This window comes from Streptacidiphilus melanogenes (assembly GCF_000787835.1).
Lineage (GTDB): Bacteria > Actinomycetota > Actinomycetes > Streptomycetales > Streptomycetaceae > Streptacidiphilus > Streptacidiphilus melanogenes.
The window spans coordinates 76,066-94,324 of sequence record NZ_BBPP01000026.1 but is presented as its reverse complement, the minus strand read 5'-3'; the positions used below and the strand labels follow the sequence as shown (position 1 = coordinate 94,324).

The following is an 18,259-nucleotide window of genomic DNA, read 5'->3' as shown; positions in this document are numbered from 1 at the left end:
GCGTTTGCTGCTAGCTGTCGGAACGCAGCAAACGGTACGCCGCGCCGATCAGGGCGGCCACGACCCACGCGCACAGGACCGCGAGGCCTGCGCCGGGGCTCAGCGTGCCCGACTCCTGGTGCAGGGCGATGATCGACCCGCCCGCGCCGCCCTCGAGACCCGGCAGGTAGGGGGAGACGTCCGGCTTCCAGCTGCTGGGCAGGATGTCCAGGAACACCGGCAGCAGCATCAGCAGGACCACCAGCAGCGAGATGCCGCCGGCCACCGAGCGGACGAGCATGCCGAGCGCCGCGCCCAGCACCGCGATCAGGGCCAGGTACAGACCGGCCCCGAAGAGGCAGCGCAGCACCCCCGAGGAGGAGAGCGTCAGCGCGATCGCCTTGCCGTGCAGGAAGGGCTCACCGCCGAGGAACGACAGGAAGGCCCCTGCCGTGGCGACGACGAGGACGACGCCGAAGTACACGAGCACCTTGGCGCCCAGCACCGGCAGGCGCTTCGGCACGGCGGCCAGCGTCGAGCGGATCAGGCCGGTCGTGTACTCGCCGGCGGTGGCCAGCACGCCGAGCACGCCCAGCGCCAGCTGGGCCAGCTCGGTGCTGCGCAGGGCGATCGTGACGGCGTCGTGCGCATCGGCGCTCGGCCCGCGCAGCGCGGTGGGGTCGTACCGGTAGGCGCCCATGATGCCGATGCCGACCAGCAGCAGCGCGGCGACGGCCAGCGTGATCCAGGTCGAGCGCAGCGACAGGAACTTCGACCACTCGCTGCGCACCACGCGCGCGAAGGTCACCTTGTACTCGGCCCGCTTCGCCGGGGCGGCGGCCTCGGTCGCGGTCAGCGTCGTGCTCATGCGGCCACGCTCCCTTCCGGCGCACCGGCGTGGGATGCGCTGCCGGCGTTGCTGCGGTACTCGACGGTGTCCCCGGTCAGCGTCATGAACGCCTCCTCCAGGGAGACGGCCTGCGGGGTCAGCTCGAAGACGGCGATACCGGCGTCGGCGGCCGTCTGGCCGATCTGACGTGCGCTCAGGCCGGAGACGGCCAGCGTCTCGGAGCCCGCCTCGCCGGTCACGGTGACGTCCGGGCCGAGCAGGAGCTCGCGCAGGCGCGCGGAGTCGGCGGAGACGACCTTGACGCTGTCGCCGCCCGCCTGGTCGATGAAGCCGGCGACGGTGGTGTCGGCCATCAGCCGGCCCCGGCCGATGATCACCAGGTTGGTCGCGGTCAGCGCCATCTCGCTCATCAGGTGCGAGGAGACGAAGACGGTGCGGCCCTGCTCGGCGAGGTCCGTCAGGAGCGTGCGGATCCACAGCACGCCCTCCGGGTCGAGGCCGTTGACCGGCTCGTCCAGCATGATCGTCTGCGGGTCGCCGAGCAGCGCGGCGGCGATGCCGAGGCGCTGGCCCATACCGAGGGAGAAGGCGCCGGCGCGCTTCTTGGCCACCTTGGCCAGACCGGTCAGCTCGATCACCTCGTCCACCCGACGGCGCGGGATGCCGTGGGTCAGCGCGAGCGCGAGCAGGTGGTTGTAGGCGGAGCGCCCCGGGTGGATGGAACGGGCCTCCAGCAGCGCGCCGACCTCCTGCAGGGGGGCGGCATGCTGGGAGTAGCGCTTGCCGTTCACGGTGACGCTGCCGCTGGTGGGCGCGTCCAGTCCGAGGATCATCCGCATGGTGGTGGACTTCCCGGCCCCGTTCGGGCCGAGGAAGCCGGTGACCACACCGGGCTTGACGGTGAAGTGCAGGTCGTCGACGGCGGTCTTGTCGCCGTAGCGCTTGACCAGATGCTGGAGTTCGATCACACCACCACGCTACGAGCGCGCCGGCCTCCGGCCCCGGCACACAGGGACCGTTCCGCGCGCCGTGACGGTACCCCGGTACCACCGCTCTCTAATCCGTTAGAGGTAGTTGCACCCACCCACGCGGCGGAGCCGCAAGTCAGCAGGCCCCGTGCCCCGGAGGTGAGTGCGACTACCTGCGGGAGTGCGTCCTCAGAGCAGTTCCTCCACATAGTTCGGCTGGTCGACGGGCAGTGCGCCCTCCGGGCGGTAGCGGAGGGTGCTCGCCTCCCAGGAGAAGTAGCCGCGCATCCAGTCGCCCATCCCGTCGACGTAGCGCAGCACCGCCGCGCCCTCCTCGCTGCTGCAGCCGAGACCCAGCACCGTGCCGGGGATCTGCTCGGAGAGGGCGAAGAACTCGTCCACCATCCGCTGTGCCTCGTCGCGGACCAGCGCGAACGCGCCCTCGCGGCTGATGCCGCGGTCCCGCTGGGTGATCACGGCGAGGTTGTAGACGTCGCCCCGGGGGGCCTCCTTGGCGTAGGAGTAGACGTCGTTGTTGACCGCGGGGGCGTCCCCGGCGAGTTGGCGCATCAGCGTCAGCTGCGGGTTGTGGTACGCGGTCGCGGGCACCTCGCCGAGGATGCGTTCGACGAGGTCGAGGACGGTGTCGACGCCGGACGCCCCGCGGCGCAGCACCAGGTAGGCCGCGCGGCTGGGGCGGGAGTCGGGCAGGGCGCGGCCGAGGGCCTCGCTCGGGTGGGCCATGAAGTAGCCCTCCCAGTGGAACGCGGCGCGGGCGCGCCACCGCGCGGACATGCCCTGGCTGCCGCGTCGCCACAGGTCGGCGAAGGCCGACTCGACGGGGGAGGGGCGCTCCGGCGCGCGACCGGTGTGCAGGGTGGTGATGAGTGGCGCGCAGACCCGCGCCACCTCGGCGGGACGCGCGCCGCGCTCACCGTCGAACTGGTCGTCGAAGAGGAAGTAGAAGGCGCACTGGTCGACCGCGAGGCAGAGATCGGCCAGGTCGGCGTCGGGGAAGCTGGTCGCTGCCAGCTCCGGGATGGACCAGTGCTCGTAGAGCCGCTGCGCGCGCTCCTCGCGCAGCATGCCGTGGGCTCTGAGCCACTGGAGGTTGTGTCGTGCCGCGGCGTCCAGCAGCGGGTTGCGCCGGACCGGACCGGGGATGCTTATGACGTCCCCGGCGTCGTGCATCTGCTCCTGACGGTTCATCAGCCTGTGCATCAGCTCGTGCATCAGCTCGTCCTCCTCTGCCCCTGATGTGACGGCTCGGTGGTCCCCCTGAACGAACCGATTACGACGGTAGCTGAACCGATCACTCCTGTTGAGTAATCGATCGGTCATATGCTCAATAATCAACCAGAGTTGGCGGAACTGGTCTGTCTTGAGCATTACGAAGGGATCCTCCGATGCGCCAGCGCGAGGCCTCTGCGCTGGTTAACCTCGAAGTCGGGGTGGGCCCCTGCGAGGCCGGCCGGCGGGTCAAGAGAACGGGCAGGAGCGGAGCGAGCCGTGGACGAGCGTCAGCTCTACGAGCGCGAGGAACCGATCGGCCTGGGCGCACGCGCCCTCGCCCGGCTGAGGGCGGACGTCGCAGCGGGCGACACCAGCCCCGGCGGCCTGCTGCTCTACCGCGGTGCGGCCGGCTTCGGCAAGACGAGTCTGCTGGGCCGCCTGCGTGCGGCCGCCAACGCCGACCGCGACTCGCAGATCCTGCTCTTCGCCCGGGCCACCGAGCAGCAGCAGGGCGCGCCGTTCCACGTGGCCCGCAGCCTGCTGCAGCCCGCCCTCGCGAAGATGCACGAGGCGGACCGCCGGGAGATGTTCGGCGGGTGGTACGACATCGCCGCGCCCGCCCTCGGCCTCACCCCGGCGGACGCCGGCAGCCCGGCCGACCCGACGGGTGTGCAGGAGGCGCTCAGCTGGGTCACCACGCAACTGGCGGTGCGCCAAGGGCCGTTGCTGGTAGTGATCGACGATCTGCATTGGGCGGACCCGGAATCCAGCCAGTGGCTCGCGAGCTACATCGGCCAGATTCAGCACTTGCCGATGCTGGTCTCCCTGGCGTATCGGAGCGACGAGCTCGCCCCGTCGCTGGACGATCTGCTGCTGCGCGAGGTGCGCGAGCTCGGCACCCGCGGCCACAGCGTCGAGCTGCAGAAGCTCTCGCCGAACGCGGTCGAGGCGATGGTCCGCACCCGCCTGGGCGAGGACGCGGACGACGTGTTCTGCCGCACCTGCTGGTCCATCACCAACGGCAACCCCTTCTTCGTCACCAGCCTCATCGACCGCCTGAGCGAACAGGGCGTCCCGCCGGTCGAGGAGAGCCAGGACCAACTGCGCGCACTGGCCGCGCTCAGCGGCGCCCGCGACATCAGCCGCCGCCTCGAACGGCTCGGCACGGACGTGCAGCGCACCGCCTTCGCCGCGGCCGTGCTGGACATCGCGTTCGACCTGGAGCTGATCTCCCGGGTCGCGGGCCTGCCGTTCAACCAGGCGCAGACGGCCGTGGAGAAGCTGGTCGGGGACCAGATGCTCACCCGCTCCGGGCACGAGTACCAGTTCTCGCACCCCACCGTGGCCAGCGCGGTCTACCAGTCGATCACCTTCCCGGCGATGCGCACCAGCATCCACAGCAAGGCGGCCGACGAGGTGATCGCCTCGGGCAAGGGCGGCATGGCCGCGGCCTCCCGCCACCTGATCGAGCTCTATCCGGACGACAACCCCACCGTCGTGCACCAGCTGCGGCAGGCCGCCCACGAGCACCTCGCCATGGGTGCCCCGGACGCTGCCAAGCGCTGCCTGGAGCGCGCGCTGCGCGAGCCCCCGGCGGAGGAGGAGATGGCGGAGGTCCGCTACGAGCTGGGCTGCGCCGTCATGCTGCGCGACCCGGATCTGACCGTCCGCCAGCTCCAGATGTCGCTCGACGAGGTGCCCGGCCTGGAGCCGGAGCACCGGCTGAACGCCGTGCTCCGTCTCGGCCAGGCGCTCACGCACAGCAACCGCGTCACCGAGGCCGTCGAGCTGACCCGGGACGAGGTGGCCCGGATGGCGGACGGCCCCGCGAAGACCCGGCTGCAGGCCGCGTCCTTCATGTGGCGGCTGCTGCGCCGCAACGACCCGGACGGCCGGCAGACCTCGAGCCGGCTGAAGGAGCTGGTCGAGCAGCAGCGCGGTCGCACGGATCCGGAGGCGCGCTCGGTGCAGGTGCTGCGCGCCTGGGACCTCACCCTGCGCGGCGAGAGCGCGTCCGAGGCGCTGGCCTTCGCCGACCTCGGCACGGAGGGCGGCCGCCCGGCGGAGGGTCTCGGCTGGACCAACCAGGTCCTGGGGTTCGAGATCCCGGTCATGCTGGGAGTCGCCTACCTCTACAACGACCGCCTCGACCGTGCCCGCAGCCTCTTCGTGGACGCCGCCTACGAGTTCGAGATGATGGGCTGGAGCGGCGGTCACCTGGGCTTCGCCAACTTCTTCCAGGCCCTCGTGATGTTCCGTCAGGGCAAGCTGGAGGACGCGGCGAAGGCGCTGCGACCCACCCTGCTGCGCAAGGCGAAGGGTCTCGGCCCCGGCAACCCGCTGCTGTGGGACGTGGTCGCGGTCCTCTGCGACATCATGCTCGCCCAGGGGCAGGCCGACGAGGCCGCCAAGCTGGCGGAGGAGCACGGCATCCGTCCCGGCCAGTACCCGCCCGCTGCCGTGCTGCCGGACGCGCCCGCCCTCGTCGGCCGCCTGCTGCTGGCCCAGGGCCGCCGGGACGAGGCGGTGGCCGAGCTGGAGCGGCACGGCCGTGAGCTGGACGAGCGCGGCTGGGAGAACACCGTCTGGTCCCCGTGGATGAGCACGCTCGCGCTGGCGCTGGCGGACACCGACCCCGAGCGGGCGCGCTCGCTGGCCGCCGACGCGTACGGCCGCGCCCTGCGGGCCGGCACGAACTCCGCCGAGGGCATGGCGCTGCACGCCTGGGCCAAGGTCGCCGAGCCCTCGCAGGAGCTGGAGCTGTTGCGACGGGCCGTCTCCGCGCTCGGGCAGTCGCCGATCGCCTTCGAGCACGCCTCCGCTCTGGTCGACTACGGCGCGGCGCTGCGCAGGGACGGCCGGTTGCGGGAGGCGGTGGCCGCGCTGGAGCAGGGCCTGGACATCGCCCGCGACTGCGGCGCGACCAACCTGGCGGACCGGGCCCGTCGCGAGCTGAAGGCCTCCGGCGTCAGCCCGCACCGCCTGCGGCCGATGCCGTCGCGCGACCTCACCGCGCTGCAGCTGCGGGCCGCCCAGCTGACGGTCGGGGGCAAGGACCGCAACGAGGTGGCGGAGTCGCTCTCCGTCAGCCCCGCCAGGGTCGACGAGCTCCTGGCCGCGGTCTACCGCACGCTGGGCACGGACGCGAAGGGTCTCGCGGAGACGTTGAAGGACGATCCCGGGGTTGATTCGGAATAGGTTGGATCGTGTCGCCGTTGTGAGCAAAGGCCGAGAACCGGCCGGAAAGGCGGAACCACGACATGGCCACCATCGAGCTGACCAAGGACAACTTCAACGAAATCGTCGATCAGAACGACTTCGTCCTGATCGACTTCTGGGCGTCCTGGTGCGGTCCGTGCCGGCAGTTCGCGCCCGTCTACGACAAGGCCTCCGAGGAGAACCAGGACCTGGTCTTCGCCAAGGTCGACACCGAGGCGCAGCAGGAGCTGGCCGCGGCGTTCGACATCCGGTCCATCCCGACCCTGATGGTCATCCGCGACCGGACGGTCATCTTCGCGCAGCCGGGTGCGCTGCCCGCCCCGGCCCTCGCCGAGGTGATCACGCAGTCCCGTGCCGTGGACATGGACGAGGTCCGCGCCAAGGTGGCCGAGCAGCAGGCCAAGCAGTCCGAGGCCTGATCGACGCGTTCCGGGGTGTTACCGGCCGCGCGCGGCGAAGCTGCGCTGCGGCCGGTACTCCACCAGCGTGAGCGCCAGCTCGACGTGCCGGTCGACGAGCGCGCCGAGGGTCAGCGGGCCGTCGGTGCGGTACCACTGCGCGACGGCGTTGCACATGGCGATGACCCCGCGCCTGGCCTCGTCGGGGTAGGGGGTGTGGAACTCCCCCGAGGCGATCCCGGCCTCGATCGGGTCGCGGAACAGGTTGGTGGCCTCCGCCTGCCGTCGGCTGTAGAGCTCGAGGCGCTCCGGCTCCAGGCTCCGTTCCTCCAGCAGCAGGATGTTGCTGCGTGCCGCGTGTTCCGCGCGGAACCGGGTGGTCGCGGCCACGACCGCGCCGAGGCGGTCGGCCGGCGCGCCATGTACGCCGCCGACGGAGTCGAGCTCGGCCGCGACCGAGGCGAAGTACCGGTCCATGCCCTCGTCGAGCAGCGCGTGCAGAAGCTCCTGCTTGCCCGAGTAGTAGTGGTACATCGCGGAGAGGCTCATCCCGGCCCGGGCGGCGATGTTCCGGATCGAGGCACTGCCGAAGCCCCGCTCGGCGAACTCCTGCCGTGCGGCTTCGAGCAATGCGGTCTGACCGGCAGGGCGCATTCGAGCCTGTCCTTATGACGTGACGGGGCATGACGGGACTGAGCGATCGTTCGGGATTGTACCCAGGTTCCGTTCCGTTTCCGGCGACCTACTGGACATCGGCTCCGTTCGGCCCTAGCTTAACGATCGTTCGTGAGGGTTGGAGGAGGCAACTGATGGCGAGCGCGGCGGGGACGACGAAGGCTGTGACGGCCGAGGCTGCGACGGCGAAGGCTGTGACGACGAGAGATCCGGCCGAGGTCTACCGCGACGGGCTGGCGCACGGCGAGCTGCGCTACCAGCGGTGCCAGTGGTGCTCGACGCGGTTCTGCAGCGTCAGCCTGCTGTGCGCCACCTGCGGCGGGGCGGACTTCGTCTGGGAGCGCAGCAGCGGACACGGGCGGATCCACGCCCTGCCGCAGGCGGTCGGCCCTGACGACTGGCAGGAACGCACCGCGGTCGTGGAGCTGGACGAGGGCTTCCGGGTCCGCGCCCGGCTCGCCCCCACCCCCGCCCACCGGATCTGGCGCGGCGCGCCCGTGCGTCTGGAGGTCGCCGAGACGGGTGACGGGTCGCTGCGGCCGGTGTTCCGCCCGGTGGCGGCCTGAGCTGGGCGCCTTCCGTCGCCATCCCCCGATCGAACCCGCGTTCCCCGCCTTTCGGCTGATTGAACCGTCCCCCTCGATCTGTCAGTCTCGGCAGGCCGAACGTGTTCCGCAGCAGCCCGTACACCGTCGGCCTGTGAATCAGCCTGTGACGGATCGAGGGATCGTCATGTCCACACGCCGCGCCTCTTCCTTCGTCGCCGCCTCGCTCCTGGCGGCCACCGGCCTCGCCGTCGCGACCGCCGGGCCCGCCTTCGCCAAGTCGTCCATCGCGATCCAGGTCAGTGCGCGCAGTGTCGCGCCGGGGGAGCGCATCGGCCTGAGCGCCCGCGGCTCCTCGGACGACTTCGGCGGTAATCCCGTCCGTCTGTGCCTGGACGAGCGCGTCGGCCGCGGGGCCTGGCGCGTCGTCGTCTGCGGGCGGGAGGGGGTGTTGCGTGCGACCGTGCGCGCGGCCCGCCCGGGGGTGCTGGCCTTCCGCTCCCAGTTGGTCGGCCGTAACAGCCACGGCCGGCTGGTCGTGGACCGCACCTCGCAGGTCGTCACCGTGCGCGTGCGGTGAACGAAGCCGTTCGAGATCGAGAGGGAGGCTCTGTTCGACAATCTCGAGGGCGCTAGTAAGGTATGCCTAAGCTAACCGCCGAGGGGTGGTCGGCGTCTGCTGCCATACGTGTGCGTCCGGGCGAACGGCCCCGGGGGAGGGGCCAAGGATGTGGAACGACGCGTTCCCCAGCTTCCTGATCGGTTTGCGGGAGGGGCTGGAGGCGGGACTGATCGTCTCCATCCTCGTCGCGACCCTTGTCCGCGGTGAGGAGAGAGGCCGGCTCCCGCAGGTCTGGACGGGCGTTCTGGCCGCCGTCGGGCTCTCCCTCAGCTTCGGCGCGATCCTGACCTTCACCTCGGCGAACCTCTCCGCCACCGCCCAGGAGGCGTTCGGCGGCTGCCTCAGCGTCATCGCGGTCGCCTTCGTCACGGCGATGGTGTTCTGGATGCGCCGCAACGCCCGGAACCTCTCCGGCGAGATCAAGGAGAAGGTGACGGCGGCCCTGGCCATGGGGTCGGGGATGCTGATCCTCACCAGCTTCCTGGCCGTCGGCCGCGAGGGCCTGGAGACCGCGCTGTTCATCTGGACCACCGCGCAGACGGCCGGCGAGTCCACGGGTCCGCTGGTCGGCGCGGCCGTCGGCCTGGTCCTGGCCGGGGCCCTGTGCTGGGGCCTGTACCGGCGGGTGCTGAAGATCAACCTGACGAGGTTCTTCACCTGGACCGGCGTCGGCCTGATCGTCATCGCCGCGGGCGTGCTCGCCTACGGCCTGCGCGACCTCCAGGAGGGCGGCGTCCTGCCGGGCGGGACCGCCTTCGCGGTGGACCTCAGCGGCAGCATCGACCAGAACTCCTGGTACGCGACCCTGGTTCAGGGCGTCCTCAACCTCACCACACAGATGACCTGGCTCCAGGTCGTCGCCTACGTGCTCTACCTGGGCACCGTGATGACGCTCTTCGTCCGCGGGCTGCGCGCCCCCAAGCCGATCGCTCCGAAGCCGGTCGCCGCGAAGCCGGCTCCGAAGTCGGCCGAGGCCGAGACCGCCGAGACCGCCGAGACCGCCGCCGACGTTGACGCCGACGCCGAAGCGCCCGCGCGGGGCCGCCGCTGGGTCGTGCCGGTGGCCGTCGTCGCCGTCCCTGCGGTCGTCGCCGGGGTGGTCATCGCCTCCTCCGACGGCAAGCAGGCCGCGGCCGCGACCGTCTCCGTCTCGCCGACCGAGTGCGGCAAGGGCTTCACCGCCCCGCAGCCGGGCCAGCAGACCTTCCAGATGCACAACACCGGCCCGCAGACCTCCGAGGTCTACCTGGTGAACCCGGCCACCAACGCCGTCTACGGCGAGATCGAGGGCCTGGCCCCCGGCACCACCCGGGCGCTGGTCGCCACCATCGGCTCCGGCCAGTACGCCTGGCGCTGCGTGCCGACCGGCGGAAAGGCCGTCACCTCCGCGGCCGTCACCGTCTCCGGCGGTGGCTCAGTGGCGGCCGTGCTGCCCGTCTCCGAGCAGGACCTGGCCGGTCCGCTCGCCCAGTACAAGCAGTTCGTCGACGCGGGCCTCGCCACGCTGCAGACGCAGACCGTCAAGCTCGCCGCCGACCTGCACGGGGGCGACCTGAACACCGCCAAGGCGGACTGGCTGACCGCGCACCTGCAGTACTCCTCCCTCGGCGCCGCCTACGGCACCTTCGAGGACTTCGACAAGAAGATCAACGGCCGGGCCGACGGACTGCCGCAGGGCGTGAACGACCCGGGTTTCCAGGGCTTCCACCGGATCGAGTACGGCCTGTGGCACGGGCAGTCCGCCGCGGTCCTCGCGCCGGTCGCCGACCAGCTGGCCTCCGACGTCACGGGTCTGCGCAAGGCCTTCCCGAGCCAGGACTTCGACCCCTCGGACCTGCCGCTGCGCACCCACGAGATCCTGGAGAACACCCTCCAGTTCGAGCTCACCGCCGACACCGACGAGGGCAGCGGAACCAACCTGGCCACCGCGCAGGCCAACATCGCCGGTACCCAGGAGCTGCTGACGGTGCTGCGCCCGCTGATCGCCAAGCGCAGCCCCGAGCTGCTCGGCACCGTCGACACCGAACTGACCCGCTTCTCGGGACTGCTCAAGCAGGCGCAGCAGTCGAACGGCTCCTGGACGCCCGTGCAGCAGCTCGACCCGACGCTGCGCGCGGAGCTGAACGGCTCGCTCGGCCAGCTGCTGGAAGACCTCTCGCCCATTCCCGACCTGCTCGAGATCCGGAAGTCCGCCTGATGACCGACGTGACCGACCACCAGCACGCCACCGGCTCCTGCCCGTTCGGCTACGGATCGGGCGAGCGCCCGGGCTCCTCCCGGCGCAGCTTCGTCAGGACGGCCCTCGGCGCGGGCGCGGCCGGCGCCGCGATCGCCGGCGGAGCGCTGTCGCTGACCGGCGCCATGGCCACCCCGGCCGTCGCCGACCCCTCCAGTGACTTCAGCACCGGCACCGTCGCCTTCCACGGCGAGCACCAGGCGGGTATCACCACCCCGGCCCCGGCCTTCGCCGCGTTCCTGTCGCTGACCGTCATCGCCCAGGACCGGGACGGGCTGGAGAAGCTGCTGCGCACCCTCACCGACCGGATCCGCTTCCTGACCTCCGGCGGCACCCCGCCGGACCTCGGCGTGGGCGCGCCGCCGTCCGACAACGGCATCCTCGGCCCGGTGGTCCCGGCCGACGACCTCACCGTCACCGTCGGCGTGGGCGCCTCCCTCTTCGACGACCGCTACGGTCTGGCCAAGCAGCGCCCGGCCAAGCTGACGCCGATGCGCACCTTCCCCAACGACAACCTCAACCCGGCCGAGTGCCACGGCGACCTCAGCCTGCAGATCTGCGCCTCCCGCCAGGACGCCGTGCTGCACGCGATGCGCGACATCGCCAAGCACACCCGCGGCCTGATGCAGGTCAAGTGGCGCATCGACGGCTTCCAGAACACCCCGCGCCCCACCGGCGCGCAGCGCAACCTGCTGGGCTTCAAGGACGGCATCGCCAACCCGGACGTCACGTCCGGCCGGGAGATGGACAAGCTGGTCTGGGTCGGGGCGGGCTCCGGCGAGCCCGCGTGGGCGGCCGGCGGCAGCTACCAAGTGATCCGGATCATCCGGATGCTGGTGGAGTTCTGGGACCGGGTCTCCCTCAGCGAGCAGGAGCAGATGTTCGGCCGCCGCAAGGACACCGGCGCCCCGCTGGACGGCGCGAACGAGACCGACATCCCCGACTACGCCAAGGACCCGCAGGGCAACGCGATCCCGCTGGACGCGCACATCCGGCTGGCCAACCCGCGCACCGCGAAGACGGACGACTCCCGCATCCTGCGCCGCGGCTTCAACTACGACCGCGGGATCGACGGCGTCGGCAACCTCGACATGGGCCTCGCCTTCTGCTGCTACCAGCAGGACGTCCTGCGCCAGTTCGAGGCCACCCAGACCCGGCTCATCGACGAGCCGCTGGTCGACTACATCTCCCCGACCGGTGGCGGCTACTTCTTCGTGCTGCCGGGCGTCAAGGACGGCTCCGACTGGCTCGGCCGCGGACTGCTCTCCGCCTGAGCCGCCCCGCTCCGGACCGGAGTGTGCGTCTCCCCTCGTGATCAGGCAAGGTAAGAGCCAGAGTACGAGGGGAGCGGTAGGTGCCCGAGGGCGTGCGGCCAGGAGAGCCCGAGCAGCCGGAGCAGCCGGAGCAGGAAACAGAGGAGCAGGCCGGGGAGCAGACCGAGGACGAGTTGACGGTCACCCCCGGGCTGCTCGGTCCCACCGGACCCGTCGGCACCACGCCGGCCTCCCTGGAGGCCTCCGAGGAGGAGGCCCCGGACGAGGACTGGGCGCGCTTCGGCTACACCCCGACCATGGGCATCCCGGTCGAGGCCCTGCGCCGGGACCTGCGCCGCGGCGCGCCCGGCGAGGCCCCCTGGCCGGACCGGATGCGCACGCTGCTGCGCACGCCGATGTCCGAGCGCCCCGCCTTCGAACGCAGCGAGTCGGAGGAACGCGCCGCGGAGGTGACCGCGCCCAAGATCGCCCGCGTGCTCGACCTGACGCTGCGCATCGGCGAGCTGCTGCTGGCCAGCGGTGAGGCCGCCGAGGACGTCGAGGCGGCCATGCTGGGCGTCTCCCACGCGCTGGGTCTCGACCGCTGCGAGCCGCAGGTCACCTTCACGCTGATCGCGATCACCTACCAGCCCTCGCTGGTCGAGCCGCCGGTCACCTCCACCCGTGTGGTGCGGCGACGCGGTTCCGACTACACCCGGCTCGCCTCGGTCTACCGGCTCGTCGCCGACATCACCTCCGAGCGGGTCGGCGTCGAGGAGGCCTACGGCCGGCTCGCCGAGATCCGCCGCAACCGGCACCCTTATCCGACCTGGGTGCTCTCGCTGGCCACCGGCGCGCTCGCGGGCGCGGCGACGATGCTGGTCGGCGGCAAGGCCGACGGGCAGGCATGGCTGGTGCTGCTCTGCGCGTTCGTCGCCTCCGTGATCGGCGACCGGCTGGCTTGGCTGATCTCCACCCGCGGCCTGCCGGAGTTCTACCAGTTCGTCATCGCGGCCACCCCGGCCGCGGGTCTCGGCGTGGGGCTCACCCTGATCGGCTCCGACCTGCGCGGCTCCGTCGTCATCACCGGCGGCCTGTACGCGCTGCTGCCGGGCCGCGCCCTCGTCGCGGCCGTGGCCGACGGCCTGACCGGCTTCTACATCACCGCGGCCGCCCGGCTGCTCGAGGTCCTCTACCTCGTCGTCGGCATCGTGCTGGGCGTGACGCTGGTGCTGTACATCGGCGTCAACTTCGGTGCGAGCCTGCACCCGGAGCAGACCTTCGCGCAGCAGTCCGCCCCGCTGATCCAACTGCCGGCGGCGATGGCGCTGACGCTCTGCTTCGCCGTCCTGCTGCAGACCTCCCGTCAGGTGCTGCCGATCGTCACCGTGCTCGGCGGAGTCGGCTGGACCACCTTCGGGGTGCTGCGGCACGCCGGCATCTCCGCCATCGTCTGCACGGCCGTCGCCGCCACCGTCGTCGGCCTCTTCGGCCAGTTGGCCTCCCGCTACCGCTACGCGTCCTCGCTCCCGTACGTGACGGCGGCCCTCGGCCCGCTGCTGCCGGGCTCGGTGATCTACCTCGGGCTGCTCTCCTTCACCCAGAACGAGCCTATCCAGGGCCTGCTCTCGGTGATCCGCGCGGCCGCGCTGGCCCTGGCGCTGGCCGTCGGCGTCAACCTCGGCGGCGAGCTGGCCCGCCTCTTCCTGAAGATCCCCCAGGGCGTGATCGGCGGCCCGAAGCAGCGCGGCGCGGCCAAGCGCACCCGAGGCTTCTGATGCACGGCCATTTCTGGGGCTACTACACCCACCACATCCAGGACCCCGGCAAGCAGCCGCTCTTCCTGCTGCTGGTCGGGTTCATCGGCTCGTTCCTGTTCATCCGGTTCAGCGTCCGGATGATCAGACGCGGCGTGAGGTGGTGGCCGGGCAACGTCACCCCCGGCGGCCTGCACATCCACCACGTGGTCTTCGGGGTCTTCTTCCTGCTCGCCGCCGGCTTCACGGTCTTCGCGACGGACGGCACGCACCCATGGATCGACGTGGCCGGGCTGATCTTCGGCATCGGCTGCGGGCTGGTCCTGGACGAGTTCGCCCTGCTGCTGCACCTGGAGGACGTCTACTGGAGCGAGCAGGGCCGCAAGTCCGTCGACGCGGTGATCATCGGCATCCTCTTCGCCGCGCTGCTGCTGATCGGCTATCTCCCGCTCGGTGTCAGCCCGGGCACGCCGGTGCGCTGGGGCGCGATCGCGGTCATCTCCGTCAACGCGTTCTTCACGGTGGTCGCGCTGCTCAAGGGCAAGTTCTGGAGCGGCATGCTCGGCATCATGGTGCCGGGCCTCTCCTGGATCGCCGCGATGCGCCTGGCCCGCCCGCGAAGCCCCTGGGCGCGCTGGCGCTACACCTACCGCCCGCGCAAGTTCGCTCGCGCGAGGCGCCGGGAGGCCCGCTGGCACCGCAGGGCGGACGCCGCCCGCACCTGGTTCTTCGACCTCATCGCGGGCAAGCCCACGCCGCCGGGCCAGGAGCCGTCCCGCGCCCACCTCTTCGCGGAGCGCTGGGGCCACCGGGTGGCCGCCCGGCTCGAACACGCCGCCTACGCCCCCCTCGACCAGACCCGCGTCCAGAAGCTCGCCCGCCTGAACCGCCTCGCGGTCAAGCACGGCCCGAAGCCGGCCACCGGTACCGCCGAATCCGCCCGCCGCCGCGCCGCCGCCCGCCGCCGCCGCGCGGTGGCCGCCGGCCGCCGCCGCAGCAGCCTGTAGGCCGCCGGCGGCCACCTCCGGCGCCTGCCCTCCCGAGCCTTCGGCGGGAAGCCACCTGACCTCGGCCTCCGGCGGGGAGCCGTTCCGGGCTTGAGTGCTCGGCGGGTTGTCCAGGGCCGGGGCCCGGTCTGGTGGCGCGTGAGCTCTCGCCGTCGATGGGGAGCCGCCCGGCCCCGGCCTCCGGCCGGGAGCCGGCGTGACCGGTGCCCGTATGCAGCCAGGCGGGTGCCGCCGGTCAGGCGGCCATGCAGCTGACGACGCGTCACCCGACCGGACCTCTCGGCGGTACGGATTTCTGACGGGCAGCCAGACTTGAGAGTGTGAACCGCCGTACCGTCGCACTCGCATCCGCCACGCTGCTGCTCGCAGCCGTCCTCGCCGCGCCGCGGGCCGTCGCCGACAACGGGCCGGGTGGGCCGTCCGCGGGGCGGCTCGCGTCTGCGCAGAGTGCCGCGCAGGCCGCGCAGGCGCAGGTGGAGGCCGTCGAGACGCAGCTCGTCGCCGCGCGGAGCGCGGAGGCGGCGACGGACGTGCGGGTGGAGTCCGCGGTGGAGGCGTACAACGGCGCCGTCGTCGCGCAGCAGAAGGCCGCCACCCAGGCCACCGCGACCTCCGTCGCGGCCCGCGCCGCGGACCTCGCGGAGCGCGGCGCACGGGACGTGGTCGGCGCGCTGGCCGCGCAGCAGTACCGGGACGGCGGGACGCCGCAGCTGGCCGGCTTCGCGGGGCTCCTTGCCGCCCGGAGCCCGCACGCCGCGGAGCTCGCGGCGGAGGCCGCACAGGGCGTGGCCCAGCAGGCGCAGGGCGCGTTGCGGCAGGCCGTCGCCGCCGCTGCGCAGGCCGCGCGCGCGGACGCCGTGGCCCAGCAGGCCAACCGCGCGGCTGCCGCCGCGACGGCCAAGGTCGCGGCCGCCCGGACGGCCGCCCAGCAGCAGCTGGCCGCCCAGCAGGCGCAGGTCGCCGCGCTGGACACGCAGCACACCGCACTGCTCCAGGGCCTCGCCGAGGCCCAGCGGATCGCGCTCCAGCTGACGGAGGCCCACGCCGAGGCGCTCGCCGCGCAGGAAGCCAAGCTGGCCGCGCTGGCCGCCCTGGCCAAGCAGCAGGCGTCCCCGCCGCCTCCGCCCGCGCCCGGCGACGTCCACAGCGTGCTGGCCTTCGCGCGAGCGGCCCTCGGCCTTCCGTACGTCTGGGGCGGCGCGGGCCCGCAGAACTACGACTGCTCGGGCCTGACCATGCGCGCCTGGCAGCGCGCGGGCGTCGAGCTGCCGCACTACGCCGCCGACCAGTACGCGCAGTCCCACCCGGAGACCTACCGTCAGCTGCAACCCGGTGACCTGGTCTTCTGGTCCCACGACGGCAGTCCGCAGGGCATCTTCCACGTCGCCCTCTTCACCGGCGACGACACCATCATCGAGGCCCCGCACACGGGCGACGTCGTCAAGACCGCCTCCCTCTGGATCATGGGCACCCCGGCCTTCTACGCCCGTCCCTGAGCACCACCGGACCCGGACTCACTCGCCGGGCCGCCAGGAGCGGGTCGCCCGCCAGGCGGCGGCGCGCCAGGGGAAGAGTGCGTCACTGACCAGGCCGGACCGGCCCGGCAGCTCCCGCTTGGTCACGGTAGGGAGCTCGTACCGAGCGAAGGCGAGTCCCGCCGCTGCGGCGATCCAGGCGACGGAGCTCCAGTCGGCCGTCCAGGCGGACAGTTCGAAGAGCCGGAGCCCCTCGGCGTCCAGGAAGGCCAGGCGCATGCTCTCCCGGGCCGGCTCGCGCGGCCGGATCTCCCGGTAGAGAACCAGCTCCGCGACGGGGTGCCGACGCAGGGCCTCGTGGACGTAGCCGACGGGGGCCGGGGTGCCGACGGTCGGGAACAGCAGCTGGCCGGTCGGGTGGTAGAGCCTCAGCTCCTGGGTGGACCTGGTCCAGCGAAGCAGGCGTTCGCCGCAGCGGGAGTCGAGGCGCGCCCGGGGGCCCCGCCTCTCCCGTGGTCGGCCGGGCAGGGCCGCCGGGCGGCCCGCGTAGCCCGCGTCCGGGTCAGGCGTGCTGGGGCTCAGCCGCCGTCGGGGCGAGCCCGAGCGCACGGAACGTCACTCGCTGGTCGTACCAGAGCAGTGCGACCGTCGCGCCGGTCATCGCCACGGCCATGGCCAGATGCCCGGCCGTCCCCTCCACCTGAGTGCCGAGCGCGCCCAGCGCGGCGTGGACGCCCACCCGCAGGGCGATCAGACCGACGAGGATCTTCCGGCTGCGACCGTTCTTCAGCATGGCCCGCAGCAGCTTGCGGCGACGTCCGAACACCGTGAAGCCGACCGTCATGTTGACCAGACCCAGCGCGACGAGTGCCATCCATGCGTCCGGGTGCAGCTTGAGGATGTCGAAGGCTGCGCCCATCAGGCCCTCGAAGGCGAAGAACCACGGCGACAGCGGCTTGATCTCACCCGGCTCCAGCGGCGCCGGCGCAGTCCGCCTGAAGGTGAACGTGGTGCTGAGCTGGCTGATCGCCATGGTGGTCTCCCCCTGGACGTCGTCTCTCCCTGACGACCACGAGCTTCCCGCGGAAGGGAGCCGCCGCGGCAGAAACAGGCGTCCTGACTCGGGCAGGACATTTGTCATACCCGGGGTGTGACACGGCGGCCCGCCCTGGCCGCCGCACAGGTCGGGTGGACCGTAGGAGAGGTGGGAGAACGTGGCCAAGCCCGTGCGCGCGGCGATCGGCGACAAGTGGATCAGGTGCGGCTTCTGTCAGGGGGACGTCTTCCGCGACCGCGAGGTGAAGCTGAACAGCTCCGGCATGGAGTTGCTGAACCTCGGCTGGGCGAACGAGTCGGCCACCGGCCTGATCTGCTGGAACTGCGGCTACGTGCAGCTGTTCATGAACGACGGCCTCGACCTGTACAAGGCGTGAGCCGTCACGCACGGAGCCCGGCGGACGCGGGTCCGCCGGGCTCAGGTGCGGCCGCCGTCCGGTGCGGAGGGACGGCGGCGTCGGTCGTGCCTTCTGCCGCTGGTCAGTGGCTCTTGCCGGACTCGGCGAGGCGCTTGATGGAGTTGGTGATCTCCTCCTCCGCCTCCTGGCGGCCGACCCAGTGGGCGCCCTCGACGGACTTGCCCGGCTCCAGATCCTTGTAGACCTCGAAGAAGTGCTGGATCTCGAGGCGGTCGAACTCCGAGACGTGGTGGATGTCGCGCAGGTGCTCCCAGCGCGGGTCCGAGGCCGGGACGCAGAGCAGCTTGTCGTCGCCGCCCGCCTCGTCGGTCATGTGGAACATCCCGATGGCGCGGCACTTGATGACGCAGCCGGGGAAGGTGGGCTCCTCCAGGATGACGAGCGCGTCCAGCGGGTCGCCGTCCTCGCCGAGGGTCCCGTCGACGAAGCCGTAGTCGGCCGGGTAGCGGGTCGAGGTGAAGAGCATGCGGTCGAGGTAGATGCGACCAGTCTCGTGGTCGACCTCGTACTTGTTCCGCGAACCCTTCGGGATCTCGATCGTGACGTCGAACTCCACAGCTCTCCTCC

The 18,259-nt window shown here is 72.0% G+C and carries 16 protein-coding genes and 1 pseudogene; 10 read left to right on the top strand and 7 right to left on the bottom strand.

Features of this window, described 5'->3' with window-relative positions:
• Positions 1–10 precede the first annotated feature (10 nt).
• The 3 genes from TR49_RS25110 to TR49_RS25100 form a co-directional block, all read right to left on the bottom strand.
• Positions 11–847, bottom strand: coding sequence for an ABC transporter permease (locus TR49_RS25110; RefSeq protein WP_042385575.1), 837 nt, complete (start codon positions 845–847; stop codon positions 11–13).
• On the bottom strand, positions 844–1,797 hold the full coding sequence (locus tag TR49_RS25105; protein ID WP_042385572.1) for an ABC transporter ATP-binding protein: 954 nt from the start codon (positions 1,795–1,797) through the stop codon (positions 844–846). The genes TR49_RS25110 and TR49_RS25105 overlap by 4 nt, the downstream gene beginning before the upstream one ends.
• 189 nt (positions 1,798–1,986) lie before the next feature.
• Positions 1,987–3,030, bottom strand: coding sequence for a terpene synthase family protein (locus TR49_RS25100; protein ID WP_052434617.1), 1,044 nt, complete (start codon positions 3,028–3,030; stop codon positions 1,987–1,989).
• Between the two features lie 276 nt (positions 3,031–3,306).
• Here TR49_RS25100 and TR49_RS25095 point away from each other — a divergent pair, with 276 nt between their 5' ends.
• Together TR49_RS25095 and trxA are read left to right on the top strand one after the other, a co-directional pair.
• Positions 3,307–6,228, top strand: a complete 2,922-nt coding sequence (locus TR49_RS25095) for an ATP-binding protein (RefSeq protein ID WP_042385569.1) — start codon at positions 3,307–3,309, stop codon at positions 6,226–6,228.
• A gap of 53 nt (positions 6,229–6,281) precedes the next feature.
• Positions 6,282–6,668, top strand: a pseudogene (trxA, locus tag TR49_RS25090) (thioredoxin); the annotation flags it as partial.
• 18 nt (positions 6,669–6,686) lie between these two features.
• Here trxA and TR49_RS25085 read toward each other — a convergent pair.
• On the bottom strand, positions 6,687–7,301 hold the full coding sequence (locus tag TR49_RS25085; protein WP_042385564.1) for a TetR/AcrR family transcriptional regulator: 615 nt from the start codon (positions 7,299–7,301) through the stop codon (positions 6,687–6,689).
• A 155-nt stretch (positions 7,302–7,456) separates the two neighbouring features.
• On the opposite strand from TR49_RS25085, the gene TR49_RS25080 reads away from it, so the two are divergent.
• The 7 genes from TR49_RS25080 to TR49_RS25050 all read left to right on the top strand — a co-directional run bounded on the left by TR49_RS25080 (position 7,457) and on the right by TR49_RS25050 (position 16,238).
• Positions 7,457–7,888 carry a Zn-ribbon domain-containing OB-fold protein gene (locus TR49_RS25080; RefSeq protein WP_042385561.1) on the top strand — a complete coding sequence of 144 codons (432 nt, stop codon included), beginning with the start codon at positions 7,457–7,459 and terminating at the stop codon, positions 7,886–7,888.
• A gap of 166 nt (positions 7,889–8,054) precedes the next feature.
• The gene (locus TR49_RS25075; protein ID WP_042385559.1) at positions 8,055–8,447 is read left to right on the top strand and encodes a hypothetical protein; all 393 of its coding nucleotides are present in this window, start codon (positions 8,055–8,057) and stop codon (positions 8,445–8,447) included.
• Between the two features lie 148 nt (positions 8,448–8,595).
• Positions 8,596–10,686, top strand: a complete 2,091-nt coding sequence (gene efeU / locus TR49_RS25070) for an iron uptake transporter permease EfeU (RefSeq protein ID WP_042385555.1) — start codon at positions 8,596–8,598, stop codon at positions 10,684–10,686.
• Positions 10,686–11,999: an iron uptake transporter deferrochelatase/peroxidase subunit gene (efeB, locus tag TR49_RS25065; protein WP_084725385.1), complete on the top strand. Its 1,314-nt coding sequence runs from the start codon at positions 10,686–10,688 to the stop codon at positions 11,997–11,999. The genes efeU and efeB overlap by 1 nt, the downstream gene beginning before the upstream one ends.
• Positions 12,000–12,079: 80 nt before the next feature.
• Positions 12,080–13,756: a threonine/serine exporter family protein gene (locus TR49_RS25060; protein WP_052434615.1), complete on the top strand. Its 1,677-nt coding sequence runs from the start codon at positions 12,080–12,082 to the stop codon at positions 13,754–13,756.
• Entirely contained in the window at positions 13,756–14,742 is a 987-nt protein-coding gene (locus tag TR49_RS25055) for a hypothetical protein (protein WP_042385553.1), read from the top strand. The genes TR49_RS25060 and TR49_RS25055 overlap by 1 nt, the downstream gene beginning before the upstream one ends.
• A 320-nt stretch (positions 14,743–15,062) precedes the next feature.
• Positions 15,063–16,238 carry a C40 family peptidase gene (locus TR49_RS25050; protein ID WP_042385551.1) on the top strand — a complete coding sequence of 392 codons (1,176 nt, stop codon included), beginning with the start codon at positions 15,063–15,065 and terminating at the stop codon, positions 16,236–16,238.
• An 18-nt stretch (positions 16,239–16,256) separates the two neighbouring features.
• Here the strand turns inward: TR49_RS25050 and TR49_RS43070 are convergent, their stop codons facing one another.
• Together TR49_RS43070 and TR49_RS25040 are read right to left on the bottom strand one after the other, a co-directional pair.
• The gene (locus tag TR49_RS43070) at positions 16,257–16,826 is read right to left on the bottom strand and encodes a hypothetical protein (protein ID WP_152627446.1); all 570 of its coding nucleotides are present in this window, start codon (positions 16,824–16,826) and stop codon (positions 16,257–16,259) included.
• Positions 16,780–17,250: a hypothetical protein gene (locus TR49_RS25040; protein ID WP_042385542.1), complete on the bottom strand. Its 471-nt coding sequence runs from the start codon at positions 17,248–17,250 to the stop codon at positions 16,780–16,782. The genes TR49_RS43070 and TR49_RS25040 overlap by 47 nt, the downstream gene beginning before the upstream one ends.
• Positions 17,251–17,431: 181 nt before the next feature.
• On the opposite strand from TR49_RS25040, the gene TR49_RS25035 reads away from it, so the two are divergent.
• Positions 17,432–17,650 (top strand): hypothetical protein, encoded by a 219-nt coding sequence (locus TR49_RS25035; protein ID WP_042385540.1) that lies wholly within the window; start codon positions 17,432–17,434, stop codon positions 17,648–17,650.
• Positions 17,651–17,753: 103 nt separating this feature from the next.
• Here TR49_RS25035 and TR49_RS25030 read toward each other — a convergent pair whose 3' ends face one another.
• The gene (locus TR49_RS25030; RefSeq protein ID WP_042366185.1) at positions 17,754–18,248 is read right to left on the bottom strand and encodes an inorganic diphosphatase; all 495 of its coding nucleotides are present in this window, start codon (positions 18,246–18,248) and stop codon (positions 17,754–17,756) included.
• Between the last annotated feature and the right edge of the window lie 11 nt (positions 18,249–18,259).